Genomic DNA, 16,885 nt, shown 5'->3' with positions numbered 1-16,885 from the left:
TCCAGACCCTCCAAACCCGCCGCATGCAACTGCTCGAAGTATCCGTCGTAGTTGGGCGTGGGAACGCTGAGCCCGGTAAGCGAGATCCCCGTGCCGCTCTCGGCTGCATCCGCTCCCCCTGCCGGACGGCGGGTGAGCAGCCGCCCCTGCGACCTGACGGGGCCGCCGGCCGCCACCTGCCGCAACAGCGCCACGAACGCATCCTCACCCGGACCGTCGACCACCGCCTCCACCGCGGGGTAGTTCTCCAGGAGCGCCCGCCCCATCGAGCCCTCGCAGTTGCTGCCCCCCAGCACGATCACGCCCGGATAGCCCTCCGCACGCAGACGCTCGGCGACCGCGAGCGTCGGCCCGTTCTGGCTGAACATCGAAGTGAATCCGATGACATCGGGATCGGATGCGAGCAGGGCCGCCGCGGTCTCCTCCACATGCCGCTCGGCGACCGGGCGCAACGAATCGATCAGCGCTATCGTTTCGTCGTCGACCCGCATCTCGCGCAACTCGGCGAAGTACCGGTCGCGTTGCTGGGATTCGCCGTGGCGGCGCGCGAATATCCAGTCGCCGACCGCCATGTGGTAAAGCTTTTCCGAGATCGTTTCGTAGGCGTCGGCCCACTCGCTCTCGCTGAACCCGAGCATCTCCCTGCCCAGGCCGTAGAAACTGAGATAGGCGTATTCGGAGGTGACCTGCCAGCCTTCCTCTTCGGCCACCGCACGCAGCGTGCCCACCTGAATCGACGGACGCACCACACTGTTCCACGGCATCGAAACCAGCGTGGCACTACGGCCGTTGCCCACGGAATCATCTCCCCCGAGAGCTGGTGGCAAGGACTCTGAAGCAGAGTGCTGAACGCCGGCTATCCATGTCAAGAGCAGATACGTCGGGCAATTGGTGATCAAATTTTCGAGCCGTGTACAGCAGAGCTGGTTCCGGCCGTCTTGGCCAGTACTTTTCGTTGCAGTTCGAATATTGTGCAGGGGGCACGCGGGCGCAACGTGAAGATCGATAAAAACCGGAGAACCACAGCTAGTGAAGATCGAAGGCATTGTCAATGCAGGTCATCGCAAGCGCCTAGGACAACTGCCACTCAACTCTCTTACACGGCCGCCACGTTACTGAATAGTTGACGAGTCGGTCGGAGATCACCCGGTCCTTGCGCAGAAAACAGGGGTACCCCTAGGATCAGGGAATCTCTTGACGATCTCGGTTTCCAGATCCTCCAGTCGTACACTGCTTCCCTTTTGGTCGGCCCTTACGGAAAGGCGAAGGCCATGGTTGACCCGGCCATCGAGGTATCCGGTCCCCAACAGGACCTGCACACGGTCGACGGCGCCGGGCACCGGAGCCGGGTATGAAGGTCCCGCTGACCGGTGCCGCCGCGACCCTCCTCGCACCCCTCTACGCCCGCGCGCTGGACGCGAGTTCGCCGCACCCGATGCTCGCCGACTCGACGGCGCCGGAACTGGTGCAGAAGATCGAATACGACTTCGGCGCCCTGGGGATGCGGCCGTCCAACGCGGTCGGAGTCGCCCTGCGTGCCCGGTTCTTCGACCGCCGCACCCGCGAGTTCCTGACCGCGCACCCGAACTCCACCGTGCTGCACCTGGGTTGCGGCCTCGACAACCGGGTCGATCGCGTCGAGCGGGGACCCGGAGTGCGCTGGTTCGACGTGGACCAGCCCGAGGTCATCGAGGTGCGCGAGCAGCTCTTCTCCCCGCGGAGCGACCACCGGACGATCGCCGCGTCGGTGACGGAGACCGACTGGCTCGCCGAAGTCCCCACGGACCTCCCGGTCCTCGTGATCGCCGAGGGCCTCACCATGTACCTGGCGGCGGACGAGGGCCCGCGCATGCTGCGCGCTCTCGTGGAGCACTTCTCCGAGGGCGAGGCCGTCTTCGACACCTACGCCAGGTACGCCGTGCGGTCCACGCGCTCCATGGCGCTCTTCCGCAAGACCGGCGCGAGGTTGGCCTGGGGCGTGGACCATCCGCGGGAGTTGGAGCGCGAGGTCCCAGGGCTCCGACTGGTGAAGTCGGTCAAGGCTTACCACACGGCCGACCCCGCCGACTTCCGGAGGCTGCCGTTCGCCCTTCGCACACGGATGAGGGTCGATGCCGAAGTGCTCGCCCGGTTGCCCGTGTTGGGGCGGGTCGGTCACCTTTCCCGATACGCCTTCGGCTGACCGAAGAAGGAATCGGCTTTAAGAAGGGCATAGATGCTCACCACCCTGCGCTCCCGCTCCCAACTGAACAGATTCGAAAGAAGGTTGAACAGAAGTACCTGCAAGGAACGCGATTACGAGCGAACGGTCTCGCCTTTTCGGGGTGCGTCAACTCGTAAAGCGACAGCGGGAGTGCCACACCCATACGGTCCCTCGCGGAATGCAGCGATGACGCCGAAAATTTCGCTGTTATCCCGGTACGGCGGTGCCATACTGAGCCGATGCTGACCCGATACCTTCTTTCCCACGGGTTGTCCCTGCTCGGAAACACCGTGGCGACCATTGCCCTTCCGTGGCTGGTCTATCTGCGGACCGGCGACGCGGCAGCGGTCGGCCTCGTCGCCGCGGCGAGCGCGCTCCCCATGCTGGTGTCCGCCGTGGCCGGAGGGGTGCTCATCGACCGCGTCGGCCGCCGACGCCTCTCGGTGGGCGCGGACTTCGCCTCCGCCGCCTGCGTGGCCGCGCTGCCGATCATCGACCACTTCTCCGGTCTGACGGTTGTGTGGTTCGTCGTCCTGGGAGTCGCCGGGGCGCTCTTCGACGTGCCGGGAATGACGGCCCGGGAGACGTTGGCGCCCGACCTCGCGGCCGCCTCCAGGGTCGGCATCGAGCGGCTGGCCGGGCTCAGGGAGAGCGTCGGCGGCGTGGTGGTGGTCGTCGGTCCTGCGGTGGCGGGCGGGCTCATCGTCCTCGTCGACCCGGCCACGGTGCTGTGGATCACCTCGGGATGCTCCGCCGCCGCGGCCCTCGTCACGCTGAGTCTTCCCAGGACGGTCGGAGCGCGGTCCGCGTCCGCGCCCGCTTCCGAGGGTGGCGGGCTGAAGGCCGACATCGCCCGCGGGTTCTCCGTGCTGCGGCACGACCGCGTCGTCACCGCGGTCACCTTCGTCTCCGCGGGGAGCGCCGCCATCCTCGCGCCGTTGCAGAACCTCGTCCTGCCCGTGTACCTCGTGGGCAAGGATTCGCCCGGCGGCTTCGGTCTGGTGATCTCCTTCCTCGCGGTGGGCGGCATCGTCGGTTCCGGTCTGTACGCCGCCATCGGTGCGCGCCTGTCGCGGCGCGCGGTCTTCGTCGTCGCCCAACTCCTCTCCACAGCGGGCATCGTGGGGCTCGCCCTGCTCCCGCCGATTCCGATTCTGCTGGGGGCGGCCGTAGTCGCAGGAATCGGTGCAGGGCCACTGCCCGCCCTCTGCCTCGTCCTGGTCACGGACCGGATTCCGGAGAGCGTGCGAGGTCGGGTCCTGGGGCTTCAGAACGCGGTCTCCATGACGGCGATCCCGCTCGGCACCCTCGGCGCCAGCCTCCTGATCGAGTGGGGCGGGCTGCGCCAGACCGGTGCGCTCCTCGGGCTCGGCTGGGCCGTCGTCGCCGTCTCGGTGCTGGCCCTCCCGGCACTGCGCCAGCTCGACAAAGTCCGGCAACAGGAGCCGGAGGAGGCCGTGGGGAACGAGCCGACGGATCCGGCAGTTGCGGGTCAGTAACGGTCCCGCGTTCCCGAACTTGCCGCCTCAGCAGCGGAGTTGTGCGGGCTTCGCCGGATGCCCCTTCGACGGATGCAGGTCGGAGGGGCTCCTCTCCGCAGTCCGGTTGGACCGCCCCCCCCTGCCGTCGGAGGGTGACTGAGGTCTACCGAGCTCCCAACTTCCGGCCGTCCCGGACCTGGTGTGACCGACCCGAGGCATCACGCTGCGGTGCCGGGGGCGTCGTGCGCGATCAACATGTGGCGAGGAGCCGGCGGAGCGCGGTGACCACCGGTGCGCAGGGCTCAGAGGTGCTTGGCGAAGCACCTGCTCTGGGGCTCGAAGCGGTAGAGGCCGAACTTCTGCGTCGGTGCGTATCCGGAGGAGGTGTAGAGCGCCAGTGCCTCAGGCTGCATCGTGCCCGTTTCCAGCACCATCCGCTTGCGCCCGGCGGCCCGGGCGTCGCTCTCCAGCTCCGCCAGGATGCGTCGGGCCAGGCCCTGCCCGCGAGCCCTGCGCACCACGTACATGCGCTTCAACTCTGCGTCGCCGTCGGTGTACCCCTCCTCGTTCTGCTCCTGGCCGCGCCAGCCGCCGGTGGCCACCGGGGTCTCCGCGTCGTCGTAGGCGAGCAGGTAGAGGCCGCGCGGCGGCGTGAACATCGACGGGTCGAGTGGTGTGACGTCCCCCTCGTCGCCGTACCGCTCGGCGTACTCGAGCTGCACTTCGTCGTTGAGCTTCCTCGCGTCGGGGTGGTCGAAATGTACGGGAACGATGCGCATCCGGAAATCCTATGCCGCCCTCCGGCACAGGCCGTACGCAGTGGGCGGGAGCGCACGGTGCCTTCGGTGTGGGAAGGGCCACGCCTGTACGCAGGGGAGGAAGAGGCGACGCACGGTGGCCGGTGCGTCGGCCCATCCAGGCGGGACATGACCAGGAGCCGGAGCGCGTGCCTCGCGTAGGCTCGGTCGTCGCCCTCTGAGGATTCGGGAGCAGGTCTTGCACAAGGTGACAACGGTGAACGTCAACGGCCTCCGGGCCGCGGCGAAGAAGGGGTACAGCGAGTGGCTGGCCGGCACGGACGCTGACGCCGTCTGCCTCCAGGAGGTGCGGGCGGAGGCCGATCAGCTCTCGGCGGCCGTCCGCGAACCGGAGGGCTGGCACGCTTTCTACGCACCCGCCGCGGCCAAGGGACGTGCGGGCGTGGCACTCCTCACACGCCGCGCACCGGACCGCGTGCGTGTGGGCTTCGGCACACCGGAGTTCGAGGACGCGGGGCGCTACATAGAGGCGGACCTGCCCGGCCTCACCGTGGCCAGCCTCTACCTTCCCTCGGGTGAGGTCGGCACCGAGCGCCAGGAGGTGAAGGAGCGCTTTCTCGACGCCTTCCTCCCCTACCTCGTCGAGCTGCGCACGAAGGCGGCGGCCGACGGGAGGGAAGTACTCGTCTGCGGGGACTGGAACATCGCCCACACCGAGGCCGACCTGAAGAACTGGCGCGCCAACCGCAAGAACGCCGGCTTCCTTCCGGAGGAGCGTGCCTGGCTTTCCAAGGTCCTCGATCCGAAGGAGGGCGGATACACGGACGTCGTCCGCGCGCTCCACCCGGACCAGGCCGGTCCCTACTCGTGGTGGTCCTACCGGGGACGGGCTTTCGACAACGACGCCGGATGGCGCATCGACTACGCCATGGCCACCCCTGGCCTCGCCGACCGCGCCCTCAAGGCTTACGTCGAGCGCGCGGCCACGCACGCGGAACGCTGGAGCGACCACGCGCCGGTGACCACGGTGTTCGGGGACTGACCGCCGGCACGGGGTCGGGCAACGGCCGCGCCGGACCGAGCAGTTGAGGGTCCCTGCTCTGGCACCCGTGCGCGGAAGGGATTCGTGCCGGACCGATGCGGCTTGAGCACTCACGTGTCGACGCGGATTGGCGGGCGCTGGAGGGTCCGACGGCCCACGAGCCTCTCCCTCACGGCTTTCGAACAACCGCATGAGGACTCGGACAGCCTTATGCCACAACAGGCTTGGTGTCCCTGCGAGGCGGCCCGGCCCAACCGCCTCCTGAGGTGCCGTCCCGGCTGAGCCGGTGATCACAGATGTGCGCATTCCAGTCCCCCGTCATCAGTTCCGACGAGGAAGACCGTACGTCCGGCGCAACTCCCCCGCGACCCCTGTGGACAACCTCTGACGTGGACACGTCTCCGCAGGCCAAGACGGTTGCAGGAGACCCGAGTCGAGCGGCTCGGGACGCGCTTTTCGCTTCCTGCCGGGGAGTCGCTCACCGAGGGCACGGCGGGTGCTCGCACTTCGCGGACGGACGCCGGTCGATTGTCAGTGGTCGGTGCGAGGCTCTTCTCCATGACGTTGGTGCTGAGCGACGTGGAGGCGGCGGTGCGCCGCAGTTGGGGCGCGGACACCTGCACTCCGGAATTTCGTGAGCGTTGGAGTACGGAGAATCCGGCCCGCGAGCAGTGCGGGGTCACGGCCATGGTCGTCAACGATCTCTTCGGGGGTGAGCTGATGGTGGGAGAGGTCCACGTGGACGGTGCGCGGACGGACATGCACTGGTGGAACAGGCTCGCCGGCGGTATCGAAATCGACCTCACGCGGGAGCAGTTCGGCCCCGCGGAGTCGGTGACGGAGGGGGTGGCGGTGTCTCGTCCACCGGTGGAGGGCGCAAGGCTGCGCGAGGAGTACGAAGTCCTCCGTGGCCGCGTGTGGGCCGAGTTGGGTCTCGCGGGCGAGTGGGAAAAGCCGTGGTAGCGGCTTGGGCGCGCCAGCCGGCGGGCGGCGCCCTTGGTGCATGCCGTATCCACCAAGAAACCGCCGGTTGACGGGACCTGAGGCGCCACCGTCGGGCGTGGATACGGGTGGCACGCCTGATCGGCGGCTGGCAGCATGGCGGTCCGCTGGACCGGCGGAAGCTGGCCGACGTGCGGCGTCGGAGCTGGGAACGGTGTGCGGGCGGAGGCTCGTGCGGAGAACGGGGGACAAGTAATGCGCTGGGTGCGGTCGGTCGTGGTGATGGGGCTGTGCGCCTTGCTGTGCGCAGGGCTCGCAGCGTGCAGCGAAGAAAATGTGGAGAAGACTACGGCTGCGCCCTCCGGCGGTGACGGCGGCAACGAGACCCCGGCCGGAGGGGGCGGCTCCGACGGCGGGTCGGGCCCCGGCAAGGGGCCGTTCGCCGAGGGAGGCGAACAGGCCGAGTCGGGCACGCGGATAGGTGCCGCGGGCTCGGCGTGCGAGCTGCCGGTCTCGTTCGAGACGGCGAAGAAGTGGACGGCCGAGTCAGTCGACGGGAACCACGAGCAGGGCGGTCTGCGCCTGGCCTGCGAAGTGGACGCCAAGCCGGCGGGCAACATCGGCTACCTCCGCGTATGGGTGGGAGAGAAACAGGAGCCCGGCGACGCGTTGCGCCGGTTCGTTCCCGAGAAGAAGGCCGAAAAAGTCGAGTACCGCAGTTTCACAGCGGGTTCAAAACACGCATCGGAGACGGTGTACGAACGCGTGACGACGATCGACGGCGAGGAACTCGACCGCAAGCCGGTACAGGCGTTCGCGATACCGGGCGCAAAGGGTGAGGTTGCCGTCGTGGAACTGGGCGGCATGGACGCGGAGGAGCACGAACAGATACGCCCGGCCTACCTGCTCGCCCGCGCCACGGTGAAAACACGCTGAACACGGAAGCCGTGATGGGGACCAACCGGGCCTGTACACAGAGGCGTTGATAACTACCCGACGGCGAGCGGCTGCTCTCGCCGGGGCGGGCGGCGGCCGTCCGTTGTGCAAGTGGTGGGCGCGTATGCGCATCGGCGGGTCCGCACGGACCTTCACCGATAGGCCCTACGCCCCACCGACACCCGGCGCAGTCCCCGAACCCCCGGTCTCCGAGAGCCCGCCAGGCGCTTCCTCCCTCGCCCGGGACTCCTCGGACGGCGCTTCCTCGCCCGGCGCACCGCCGGCATCCCCCCAAAGCGCTTCCAGTTCCGCGCGGATGCGCCGGTCCAAACCGAGTCCCAGCTCGGCCTCGACGATCTGCTTGGCGAGTGGGCGCACGCGGTCCAACGCCTCGGCCACGGCGCCGGGTTCGGGCTGAGCTGCTGCGCCTTCCGCCGTCTCGGCGCCGCCGGGCATCAGGTGCTCCCTGAAGAGCCGCGTGAAGAGTTCGGCGACGTCGTCGGTGTGGGCACGCAGTTGCCGCCCGGCCTCCAGTACCGCGGCGAGCGGCACCCCTTCGCGGACCAGTTCCGCCGAGGCTTCGAGGAGGCGACGGCTGACGTGGAGGAATTCGTCCCCGTCGACGGCTACGTAGCCGATGTCGAGCGAGGCGTCGAGGTTCTCGACGGTCACCTGGCCCTGGTAGTAGTCGGCGAGCTGCTCGGGGGTGAGCCGTACGGGCACCTCCTCGGAGAACGGCGCCACCAAGACGTGTTCGAGACCGAGGAGTTCGGCGGCGCTCCGGGTGTCCCTGCCCCGTTCGAACGCGGTGAGCAGGTCGGCTATCCCGCCGAGGGTGTGACCGCGGGCGAGAAGTGCGGTGATGGTGCGGAGCCGGGTGAGGTGGTGCTCGTTGTACCAGGCGATGCGCCCCTCGCGCCGCGGCGGCGGCAGCAGTTTCCGCTCGCGGTAGAAGCGGAGCGTCCGGATGGGAATGCCTGCTTCGGCGGCGAGTTCCTCGGTGCGGTACTCCCGCTTCTCGTCCGCGCTCCGGGACGCGTGTGCGGGGTCGTCCGGAGCGTTCCGGACGAGGGCACTGGGCTCCTCACTGCCTGGGCCGGGTGAGCCGCCCCGGGGCTCCGCGCCCGCCGCATGGGGGTCCTGTGCCCGTCCTGTGCTCGCCACGGAGCCAGCCTAATACCGCGAGGACGGTTCGCCGCCCTGGACGGCACCGTTCGTTGTCGTCAACGTTGATGGGTGAGGCAACTGACTTTCGACCAAAGCTAGTTGATCCCTTCATTATCCGTTCGCCGGCCCCCGCACACGCACACGTGCAGTGAAGTCTGACGGCAAGGAAGAGACCAAAGCATGAATATCGGCGCATACGTCATCGTCGCGATCGGCGCCGGGATCGCCGCAGCCATCGCAGTCGGCATCTTCAGGAGGTAGCAACTGCCCCCACGAGGCCCGGCACCAGCAGGACTCCGGGGATTCCTGTTGCAAGGGCTGCCGCTTCATTCTCCGGGTCTGGCCGACATCGCCGCGCCGGCGTTCCTGGCGAGTGGCGACGTCAACAACCATCCGGTCGCCGCCGGAATCGGCGGCGCACTCTTTCCTGCCGCCGGACCGGAATCGCAGGAAGTCACCAGCAGACGCGACAGCCCGGGAGAAACGAGAAGCCCGCCATCCCGGCGCTTCATGAAGTGCGCAACCGGGACGTGCGCGCCACTCCGCACCCGGACGCGACGATCGGACTTCAAGCCCACTCCCCGGAAGCGCGACCCGCGCTCCGCCCCCAGCACCCGGTCCGGACCGGCCGCAGCACGCCTTCGCAGCCCACGCCCCCGCGGACCCGGCCGCCGACGAGCGTCGCACAACCGCCGTCCGACGCACACCGGTTGGCGACACGGCGCCGTTCGGGAAACCGGCGGTAACTTCCGCTCGACGACCCCTACCCATCGGTATGCCACTGCTCTACTCTCCGAACTGTGCCAGTAATCACTGGCACAGTAAGCACGGGTCGTGTGAGCATTCTCGGGAGGCGCGGCATGGCGGCCGAACACGAGCACAAGCACGTACGGGTGGCGGTCATCGGCACCGGGTTCGGCGGCCTCGGTGCTGCCGTACGCCTGCGCCGGGCCGGAGTCACGGACTTCGTCGTCCTGGAGCGGCGAGAGGACGTCGGAGGCACCTGGCACGACAACACCTATCCGGGGTGCGCCTGCGACGTACCCTCGCACCTCTACTCCTTCTCCTTCGCGCCCAACCCCGACTGGCCGCGCAACTTCTCCGGACAGCCGCACATCCGCGCCTACCTGGAGAACGTCGCGGACAACTTCGGGCTGCGCCAGCACATCCGCTTCAACACTGAGGTGCAGCAGATGACTTGGGAGTCGGATGAGCTGCACTGGCGGATCGACACCTCACGCGGCAGTTACACGGCAGAGATGGTCGTCTCCGCCACCGGGCCGCTCTCCGACCCGAAGATCCCGGACATACCCGGTCTGGAGAGCTTCGAGGGCAAGGTCTTCCACTCAGCGCAGTGGGACCACGGTTACGACCTGCGCGGCAAGCGCGTCGCGATGATCGGTACGGGTGCCTCCGCGATCCAGGTCGTCCCCGCCATCCAGCCCGAGGTGCGCAGCCTCACCCTCTTCCAGCGCACCCCGCCGTGGGTGATGCCGCGGATGGACCGGAAGATCACGGGCGCCGAGCGCTGGCTCCACGCGAAGGTGCCGTCCACCAGGGCGCTGCGCAGGCAGGCGCTGTGGATGATCCGCGAGCTCCAGGTCGGCGCGTTCACCAAGCACCCCAAGCAGCTCGGCCTCGTCGAGAAGCTCGCCTCGGCCCACATGAAACGGGCGGTCAAGGACCCTGCGACGCGACGGAAGTTGACGCCGGACTACCGCATCGGCTGCAAGCGCATTCTGCTCTCCAACAACTACTATCCGGCGCTCGCCGAGCCCAACGTCGACCTCGTCGACTCCGGGCTCAAGGAGGTGAGGGGCAACACCCTCGTGGCGTCCGACGGCACGGAGGCGGAGGTCGACGCGATCGTCTTCGGCACCGGCTTCCACGTGACCGACATGCCGATCGCCGAACGCGTCAAGGGAGCCGACGGCAGCACCCTCGCCGAGTCCTGGAAGGACGGCATGGAGGCGCTGCGCGGCTGCACGGCGTCGGGTTTCCCCAACTTCATGACGATCATCGGCCCCAACACGGGGCTCGGCAACAGCTCGATGATCCTCATGATCGAGGCCCAACTCCAGTACATGGTCGACTACCTGCGCCAGCTCGACACCCTCGGCGGCGGCCGCACCGGCGGCCGGGTGGCGCTCGACGCACGCCGCGAGTCCGTCCGCGCGTGGAACGCGCACGTACAGGACCGCATGGCCCGCACCGTCTGGAACGTCGGCGGCTGCGACAGCTGGTACCTCGACGACAACGGCCGCAACACCACCGTGTGGCCCGGCACCACGGCCGAGTTCCGGAAGGTCACCCAGGAGGTGCGGCTGGAGGAGTACGACGTCCTGCGCCCCGGCGCCGGCAAGGACGCCGCACTCGCCGGCACGGCCGCCGCAGGCAAGGGCGCCGACGCGATCTACACGGGAGAGGGGGCCAAGTGAGCCGTCTGACGAAGGGGACCGGCGGACGGTACGTCGCGCCGCTGCCCGCACGCGAGTTGACCGCGCACTCCGCCGACGGTGCCCGCCTCCACGTCGAGGTGCACGGAGCGGAGAAGGACCCGGCGATCGTGCTCTCGCACGGCTGGACCTGCGCCACCACCTTCTGGGCCCCCGTCACCCGCGACCTCGTGGAGGCCGGCTACCGCGTCATCCTCTACGACCAGCGCGGACACGGCCGCACCCCGGCGGCCCGCCCGGAGGCGTACACGCCCGCCACCCTCTCCGACGACCTCGTCGCGGTCCTCGGCGAGACCCTGGAGCCGGGCGAGCAGGCCGTCCTCGGCGGCCACTCCATGGGCGGCATGACGCTCATGGCCGCCGCCGACCGCCCCGAACTCCACGAGCACGCCGCGGCGTTGCTGCTGTGCAGCACGGGCGGACGCAACCTCGCCCAGGAGTCGACGGTCTTCCCGTTCCGCTCGGCGGGGGTCCGCCGCAGGACGCACCGTCTGCTGCTCACGGCGAAAGCGCCGCTCGGCCCCAGCACGCCGCTCACGAGGCGCGCCCTCAAGTACGCGACGATGGGCCGCCGTTCGGACGCGGCCCAGGTCGAGGCGTGCGCACGCCTCGTCCACGCGTGCCCCGTGAAGGTCAGGGGCGCGTGGGGCCGGGTCCTCACCCAGCTCGACGTCTTCGCCAAACTCCCGGGACTCACCGTCCCCACGGCCGTACTCGTCGGCACCGCGGACCGGATGACGCCCACGGTCCACGCGCGTGAGCTCGCCGACGCACTGCCGCAGCCCGCCGGTTTCCATGCGCTGGAGGGCCTCGGCCACATGACGCCCATCGAGTCCCCCGAGACGGTCGCCGAAGTGCTCAAGGGCCTGGCGGCCAAGCACCTCGACGGGGCCGACCCGCCCGTGCACAGCAACGGTTCCCGCACAGTGTCCGGCACCGAGAAGGAGAGCGCATGAGCCGCATGAGCCTGGAGGGCCAGGTAGTCGTCGTCACGGGGGCCGCACGGGGGGTGGGCGAGCTGCTCGCCCGGAAACTCTCGGCGAGGGGTGCGAAGTTGGCGCTCGTCGGTCTGGAGGCGGAGGAGCTGAAGCGCGTGAGCGACTCGCTCCACGGTGAGTCGGCCCACTGGCACGCGGATGTCACGGACCACGTGGCAATGGCCCGGATCGCACAGGAGGTGAAGGACCGCTTCGGCAAGGTCGACGTCGTCGTCGCCAACGCCGGTGTCGCCAACGGCGGCCCGTTCATCGACTCCGACCCCGTCGCGTGGCGCCGCGTGATCGAGGTGAACCTGATCGGGGGCGCCGTGACGGGGCGTGCCTTCCTGCCGGTACTCTGCGAGTCCCGCGGCTACTTCCTCCAGATCGCCTCCCTCGCCGCCGTCACGCCGGCGCCGATGATGACGGCGTACTGCGCGTCGAAGTCGGGGGTTGAGGCGTTCGCGCACAGCCTGCGCGCCGAGGTCGCCTACCGCGGTGTGCGGGTCGGCGTCGGCTATTTGAGCTGGACCGACACCGACATGGTCCGCGGCGCCGACGAGGACGACCTGATGCGCGACATCCGCCAGCGCCTCCCCTGGCCGACGAACAAGACGTACCCGCTCGGCCCGGCCATCGACCGCATCGTCGACGGCATCGAGCGCCGCTCGGCGCACGTCTACGCCCAGTGGTGGCTCCGCGGCATGCAGAGCATCCGCGGGTACCTCCCGGCACTGATCGGCAACGTCGGCAAGCGCGAAGTGGCCCGTTTCGCCCCGCGGCTGGAGTCCGGCGAGGTGGCGACGGGACTCGTCGGGGCGGGCGGAGCCGCCGACGAGAAGGCGCGCGCCGGGCACTGACGCGGGGATCGGGCCGGCTCCGGCGTGTCGGGTGCGCCGGGGCCGGCTTCGGTCACAACTGCCCCTCCTCGAAGGACACTTGATCGTTTCCGGGTTCCGCGGAAGTGTCACCGCAGGTGAGCCGAGTGAAAGGGGTGGCGTCACACCCCTGGTCATTCACGGCTCAACTACTTAGAGTGCCGCCCCATGAAGTCCGCACAGGTCCCGGACGGGGGACTGCTCAGCCGCTCCCGTACGGTCGCTCCCGCCGGCTGGAGCCGCTGGTTGGTCCCGCCCGCCGCGCTCTCCATCCATTTGTCCATCGGCCAGGCGTACGCCTGGAGTGTCTTCAAGCCAGCGCTGGAGAAGGCCCTCGACCTCTCGGGGACGGCGAGCGCGCTCCCGTTCCAGCTCGCCATCGTGATGCTCGGCCTCTCGGCGGCGTTCGGAGGCACCCTCGTCGAGCGCAAGGGTCCGCGCTGGGCGATGGCCGTATCGCTGCTCTGCTTCTCCAGCGGGTTCCTCCTCTCCGCACTCGGTGCGGCGACGGAGCAGTTCTGGCTCATCGTCCTCGGCTACGGGTTCGTCGGCGGCATCGGCCTCGGCATCGGCTACATCTCGCCCGTCTCGACGCTGATCAAATGGTTCCCCGACCGTCCCGGCCTGGCGACCGGTATCGCCATCATGGGCTTCGGCGGCGGCGCGCTCATCGCCTCGCCCTGGTCCTCGCAGATGTTGGAGAGCTTCGGCGAGGACAGCAGCGGGATCGCCGGCGCCTTCCTCGTGCACGGGCTCGTCTACGCGGTCTTCATGGCGCTCGGCGTCCTCCTCGTGCGGGTCCCCGCCGACGGCTGGCGCCCACCGAACTGGACGCCGCCGACCGAGCAGCGGGCTATGGTCACCACTGCTCAGGTGTCGGCGAAGAACGCGCTGCGTACGCCCCAGTTCTGGTGCCTGTGGATCGTCCTGTGCATGAACGTGACCGCGGGGATCGGCATCCTGGAGAAGGCAGCGCCGATGATCCGGGACTTCTTCTCCGGCACCAGCACGCCCGTCTCCGTCTCCGCGGCCGCCGGGTTCGTCGCGCTGCTCTCGCTCACCAACATGGGCGGGCGCCTCGCGTGGTCCGCCGCCTCCGACACCGTCGGGCGGAAGAACATCTACCGCCTCTACCTCGGCGTCGGAGCCCTGCTCTACCTGCTCATCGCCACGGCCGGGGACTCCTCGAAGCCGATCTTCATCCTCTCCGCGCTGGTGATCCTCTCCTTCTACGGCGGCGGTTTCGCCACCGCGCCCGCCTACCTGAAGGACCTCTTCGGCACCTACCAGGTCGGCGCCATCCACGGCCGCCTCCTCACCGCGTGGTCCACCGCGGGTGTGCTCGGCCCGCTCATCGTCAACTGGGTCGCCGACACGCAGGAGGCCGCGGGGCGCAGCGGGCCCGGGCTCTACAGCCTCTCCCTCTACATCATGATGGGCCTCCTCGTGGTCGGCTTCGTCGCCAACGAGTGCATCCGGCCCGTCAATTCGCGTTACCACGAGCCCGCGCCGTCGGGCGCCGGTGCGGAAACGCCCGCCGAGACGGAAACGCCCGCCGAGTCGAAGGAAACGGAGGCCGACGATGGCTCCCAGCAGCGCCTCTCCTGAGCCGACGGCACCCCGCCGGACCTGGCTCGCCGTCCTCGTCTGGCTGTGGGTGGGCCTCCCGTTTGCATACGGCATCTACGAACTGGCGCTGAAGGTCGCCCAGTTGTTCACCGACTGACAGCTCCCGGGCGGCGGCGGTGTGGGGGTCGCCGCCCGGGTCCGGGGGGGGGCACGGCGCCGGATTGCCCCTCTTTTGCAGGCGGCCGACGACCGGATAGCGTGCGGAGCATGTCGAGTCCCAAGGCGTCCAAGCCGGGGCTGCCGGTCACGCCGTCAGCCCCCTGAACCATCGAGCCGACCGCACCCCTGCGGCCCGGCGAGCGCGCCCTCAGGGCTGACCGCGGTGACGACGCGTAACCGTTCCTGCGTCACCCGGAGCCGACTCGATGCCTCTCCCGCTCTATCTGCTCGCCCTGGCGGTCTTCGCCATGGGCACCTCCGAATTCATGCTCGCCGGCCTCCTGCCGGACCTCGCCTCGCAACTCGACGTGACAGTCGGGGCCGCGGGGACGCTCACCTCGGCCTTCGCGGTCGGAATGATCGTCGGCGCCCCGCTGATGGCGGCACTCGCCCGCAACTGGCCCCGCAGGGCCAGTCTTCCGACGTTCGTCCTCGTCTTCGCAGCCGCCCACGTCGCTGGGGCCTGCACGGAGAGTTTCCCGGTCCTTTTCGTCACGCGGGTCGTCGCTGCGCTCGCCAACGCCGGGTTCCTCGCCGTGGCGTTGACGACCGCCGCCGCACTGGTCCCCTCCGACAGGAAGGGACGCGCGCTGGCCGTCCTCCTCTCGGGCACGACGGTGGCCACGGTCGCCGGGGTGCCGGGAGGAGCGGTGCTCGGCACCCTCCTCGGGTGGCGGGCGACCTTCTGGGCCATCGCCGTGCTCTGCCTGCCCGCTGCTCTCGGCATCCTCCGGGGCATTCCCCGCGAGGGCGCAGAGGGGTCCGCGACACCGGATCTGCGCGCAGAGCTCGCTCAGTTGAGGAGGCCGCGGCTGCTGCTCGTCGTGACGCTCGGTGCGCTGGTGAACGGGGCGACCTTCGCAAGCTTCACCTTCCTTGCGCCCGTCGTGACCGACGTCGCGGGGCTGGGCGAGCTGTGGGTCTCCGTCGCGCTCGTGCTCTTCGGCGCCGGTTCGTTCGCCGGGGTCACCGTCGCCGGGCGCTTCTCCGACCGGCGGCCCGGCCTGGTGGCGGCGGTCTGCTGGCCGTTGCTGCTCGTCGGGTGGCCCCTGCTCGCCGTGCTCGCCGACGAGCCGGTCGCGCTGTTGGTCCTCGCGTGCGTCCAGGGCGCACTGTCATTCGCGCTGGGCAGCACACTGATCACGCGAGTGCTCTACGAGGCGGCGGGAGCCCCGACGCTGGCGGGCTCGTACGCGACCGCGGCGCTCAACGTCGGTGCCGCCGCCGGGCCGTTGGCCGCGGCGGCCACCCTCGGCACGACCGCCGGGCGGCTCGGACCTGTGTGGGCCAGCGGCGCCCTCGTCCTGATCGCGCTGCTCGTCGCGCTCCCCTTCCGGCGCGTACTGACGACCGGCTGATCATCCTGCGGCGCGAGCCGGCTGCCCGGTGCTTCCCGTACGGGCCGGGCCACCTGCCGAGGGGCCAACGCCTAGACTCAGTCCGGTGATCGACACCGGACTGAGCACGAGCACAGTTCTGGTGACGGGCGCGGACGCAGGGATCGGCCGTGCGATCGCCGAGGCTTTCGCCGCCGAGGGCGCGGCGGTCGGCGTCCACCACCATGCCACCGCGCGCCCTCTCCCGGACGGCGTGAAGCGGGAGCACCACATGGCAACCGAAGGTGCACCGACGTCAGTTGTACGCAGCCTGCGTGCGCTGGGGGCGCGGGACGCCGCCGCTCTGGAGGCGGACCTCGCCGAGGACGGCGCCCCCGCGCACCTGCTGGCACGGACGGCCGAGCGGCTCGGCCCCGTCGACGTGCTCGTCAACAACGCCGCACACTGCGAATCCCCCGACGATCCGCTGACCGCAGGCGCGGGAGGGCTTCGACGCCACCACGAGGTCAACGTGTTCGCGCCCGCGTCCCTCACTGCGGAACTGGTACGCACCCGTACCGACGACCGCCCCCTCAGCGTCGTCAACATCTCGACGGACGCCGCCCGCGCCTTCCCGGGCCAGACGGCCTACGGCACCTCGAAGGCCGCGCTGGAGGCGTACACCAGGAGCGCGGCGCTCGACCTGGGCCCCCTCGGCGTCTGCCTCAACGCCGTGGCACCCGGCCCTGTGCAGACGGGGTGGATGCCCGCCGCGCTGGTGGCCGAGGTGGAGCTAGCCATCCCGCTCCGCCGCGTGGGCACCCCGTCCGACATCGCGGACGCCACCGTCTTCCTCGCCTCCCAGCAGGCGCGGTGGATCACGGGCCAGGTGCTCCAGGTTGCGGGCGGGCATGCGTTGTGACGAGCCGACTCCTCCGACA

Annotated in this window: 15 protein-coding genes; 12 read left to right on the top strand and 3 right to left on the bottom strand. The window is 69.7% G+C overall.

The features are described from left to right. Positions 1-764: cobalamin-dependent protein (locus F603_RS0129010; RefSeq protein ID WP_211231137.1), on the bottom strand; the 764-nt coding region annotated here is incomplete at its 3' end. 587 nt (positions 765-1,351) lie between these two features. Here F603_RS0129010 and F603_RS0129005 point away from each other — a divergent pair. Next, positions 1,352-2,182, top strand: coding sequence for a class I SAM-dependent methyltransferase (locus F603_RS0129005; RefSeq protein WP_019549436.1), 831 nt, complete (start codon positions 1,352-1,354; stop codon positions 2,180-2,182). A gap of 260 nt (positions 2,183-2,442) precedes the next feature. Next, positions 2,443-3,702 (top strand): MFS transporter, encoded by a 1,260-nt coding sequence (locus F603_RS33175; RefSeq protein WP_037957322.1) that lies wholly within the window; start codon positions 2,443-2,445, stop codon positions 3,700-3,702. Between the two features lie 284 nt (positions 3,703-3,986). On the opposite strand, the gene F603_RS0128995 is transcribed toward F603_RS33175, so the two are convergent. After that, a complete protein-coding gene (locus F603_RS0128995; protein WP_019549434.1) occupies positions 3,987-4,463 on the bottom strand; it encodes a GNAT family N-acetyltransferase in 477 nt (158 codons plus the stop codon). 235 nt (positions 4,464-4,698) lie between these two features. Between F603_RS0128995 and F603_RS0128990 the strand changes: the two genes are divergently transcribed. From F603_RS0128990 to F603_RS0128980, 3 genes are all read left to right on the top strand, one after another. Next, positions 4,699-5,484 carry an exodeoxyribonuclease III gene (locus F603_RS0128990; protein WP_019549433.1) on the top strand — a complete coding sequence of 262 codons (786 nt, stop codon included), beginning with the start codon at positions 4,699-4,701 and terminating at the stop codon, positions 5,482-5,484. A gap of 558 nt (positions 5,485-6,042) precedes the next feature. Then, complete coding sequence (locus F603_RS0128985; RefSeq protein WP_026328811.1) at positions 6,043-6,447, top strand: YunG family protein; 405 nt, start codon at positions 6,043-6,045, stop codon at positions 6,445-6,447. Positions 6,448-6,762: 315 nt separating this feature from the next. Beyond that, complete coding sequence (locus tag F603_RS0128980; protein WP_019549431.1) at positions 6,763-7,362, top strand: lipoprotein; 600 nt, start codon at positions 6,763-6,765, stop codon at positions 7,360-7,362. A gap of 165 nt (positions 7,363-7,527) precedes the next feature. Here F603_RS0128980 and F603_RS0128975 read toward each other — a convergent pair whose 3' ends face one another. Beyond that, positions 7,528-8,526 (bottom strand): MerR family transcriptional regulator, encoded by a 999-nt coding sequence (locus tag F603_RS0128975; protein WP_019549430.1) that lies wholly within the window; start codon positions 8,524-8,526, stop codon positions 7,528-7,530. A gap of 863 nt (positions 8,527-9,389) precedes the next feature. On the opposite strand from F603_RS0128975, the gene F603_RS0128965 reads away from it, so the two are divergent. The 7 genes from F603_RS0128965 (at position 9,390) to F603_RS0128935 (ending at position 16,866) form a co-directional block, all read left to right on the top strand. Continuing rightward, a complete protein-coding gene (locus F603_RS0128965) occupies positions 9,390-10,967 on the top strand; it encodes a flavin-containing monooxygenase (RefSeq protein WP_019549429.1) in 1,578 nt (525 codons plus the stop codon). Continuing rightward, complete coding sequence (locus F603_RS0128960) at positions 10,964-11,941, top strand: alpha/beta fold hydrolase (RefSeq protein WP_019549428.1); 978 nt, start codon at positions 10,964-10,966, stop codon at positions 11,939-11,941. The genes F603_RS0128965 and F603_RS0128960 overlap by 4 nt, the downstream gene beginning before the upstream one ends. Continuing rightward, complete coding sequence (locus F603_RS0128955) at positions 11,938-12,822, top strand: SDR family oxidoreductase (RefSeq protein ID WP_019549427.1); 885 nt, start codon at positions 11,938-11,940, stop codon at positions 12,820-12,822. Before F603_RS0128960 ends, F603_RS0128955 begins: the two co-directional genes overlap by 4 nt. Positions 12,823-13,008: 186 nt before the next feature. Further along, positions 13,009-14,448: an L-lactate MFS transporter gene (locus F603_RS0128950; protein WP_019549426.1), complete on the top strand. Its 1,440-nt coding sequence runs from the start codon at positions 13,009-13,011 to the stop codon at positions 14,446-14,448. Beyond that, positions 14,423-14,566, top strand: a complete 144-nt coding sequence (locus F603_RS35470) for an MFS transporter small subunit (RefSeq protein ID WP_019549425.1) — start codon at positions 14,423-14,425, stop codon at positions 14,564-14,566. Before F603_RS0128950 ends, F603_RS35470 begins: the two co-directional genes overlap by 26 nt. A 268-nt stretch (positions 14,567-14,834) precedes the next feature. Beyond that, the gene (locus tag F603_RS0128940) at positions 14,835-15,986 is read left to right on the top strand and encodes a Cmx/CmrA family chloramphenicol efflux MFS transporter (protein ID WP_019549424.1); all 1,152 of its coding nucleotides are present in this window, start codon (positions 14,835-14,837) and stop codon (positions 15,984-15,986) included. 85 nt (positions 15,987-16,071) lie between these two features. Then, positions 16,072-16,866, top strand: coding sequence for an SDR family NAD(P)-dependent oxidoreductase (locus tag F603_RS0128935; protein WP_019549423.1), 795 nt, complete (start codon positions 16,072-16,074; stop codon positions 16,864-16,866). Positions 16,867-16,885: the final 19 nt, after the last annotated feature.

It is taken from the genome of Streptomyces sulphureus DSM 40104, from assembly GCF_000381025.1.
Taxonomy (GTDB): domain Bacteria; phylum Actinomycetota; class Actinomycetes; order Streptomycetales; family Streptomycetaceae; genus Streptomyces; species Streptomyces sulphureus.
This window is presented reverse-complemented; position numbering and strand designations above follow the sequence as displayed.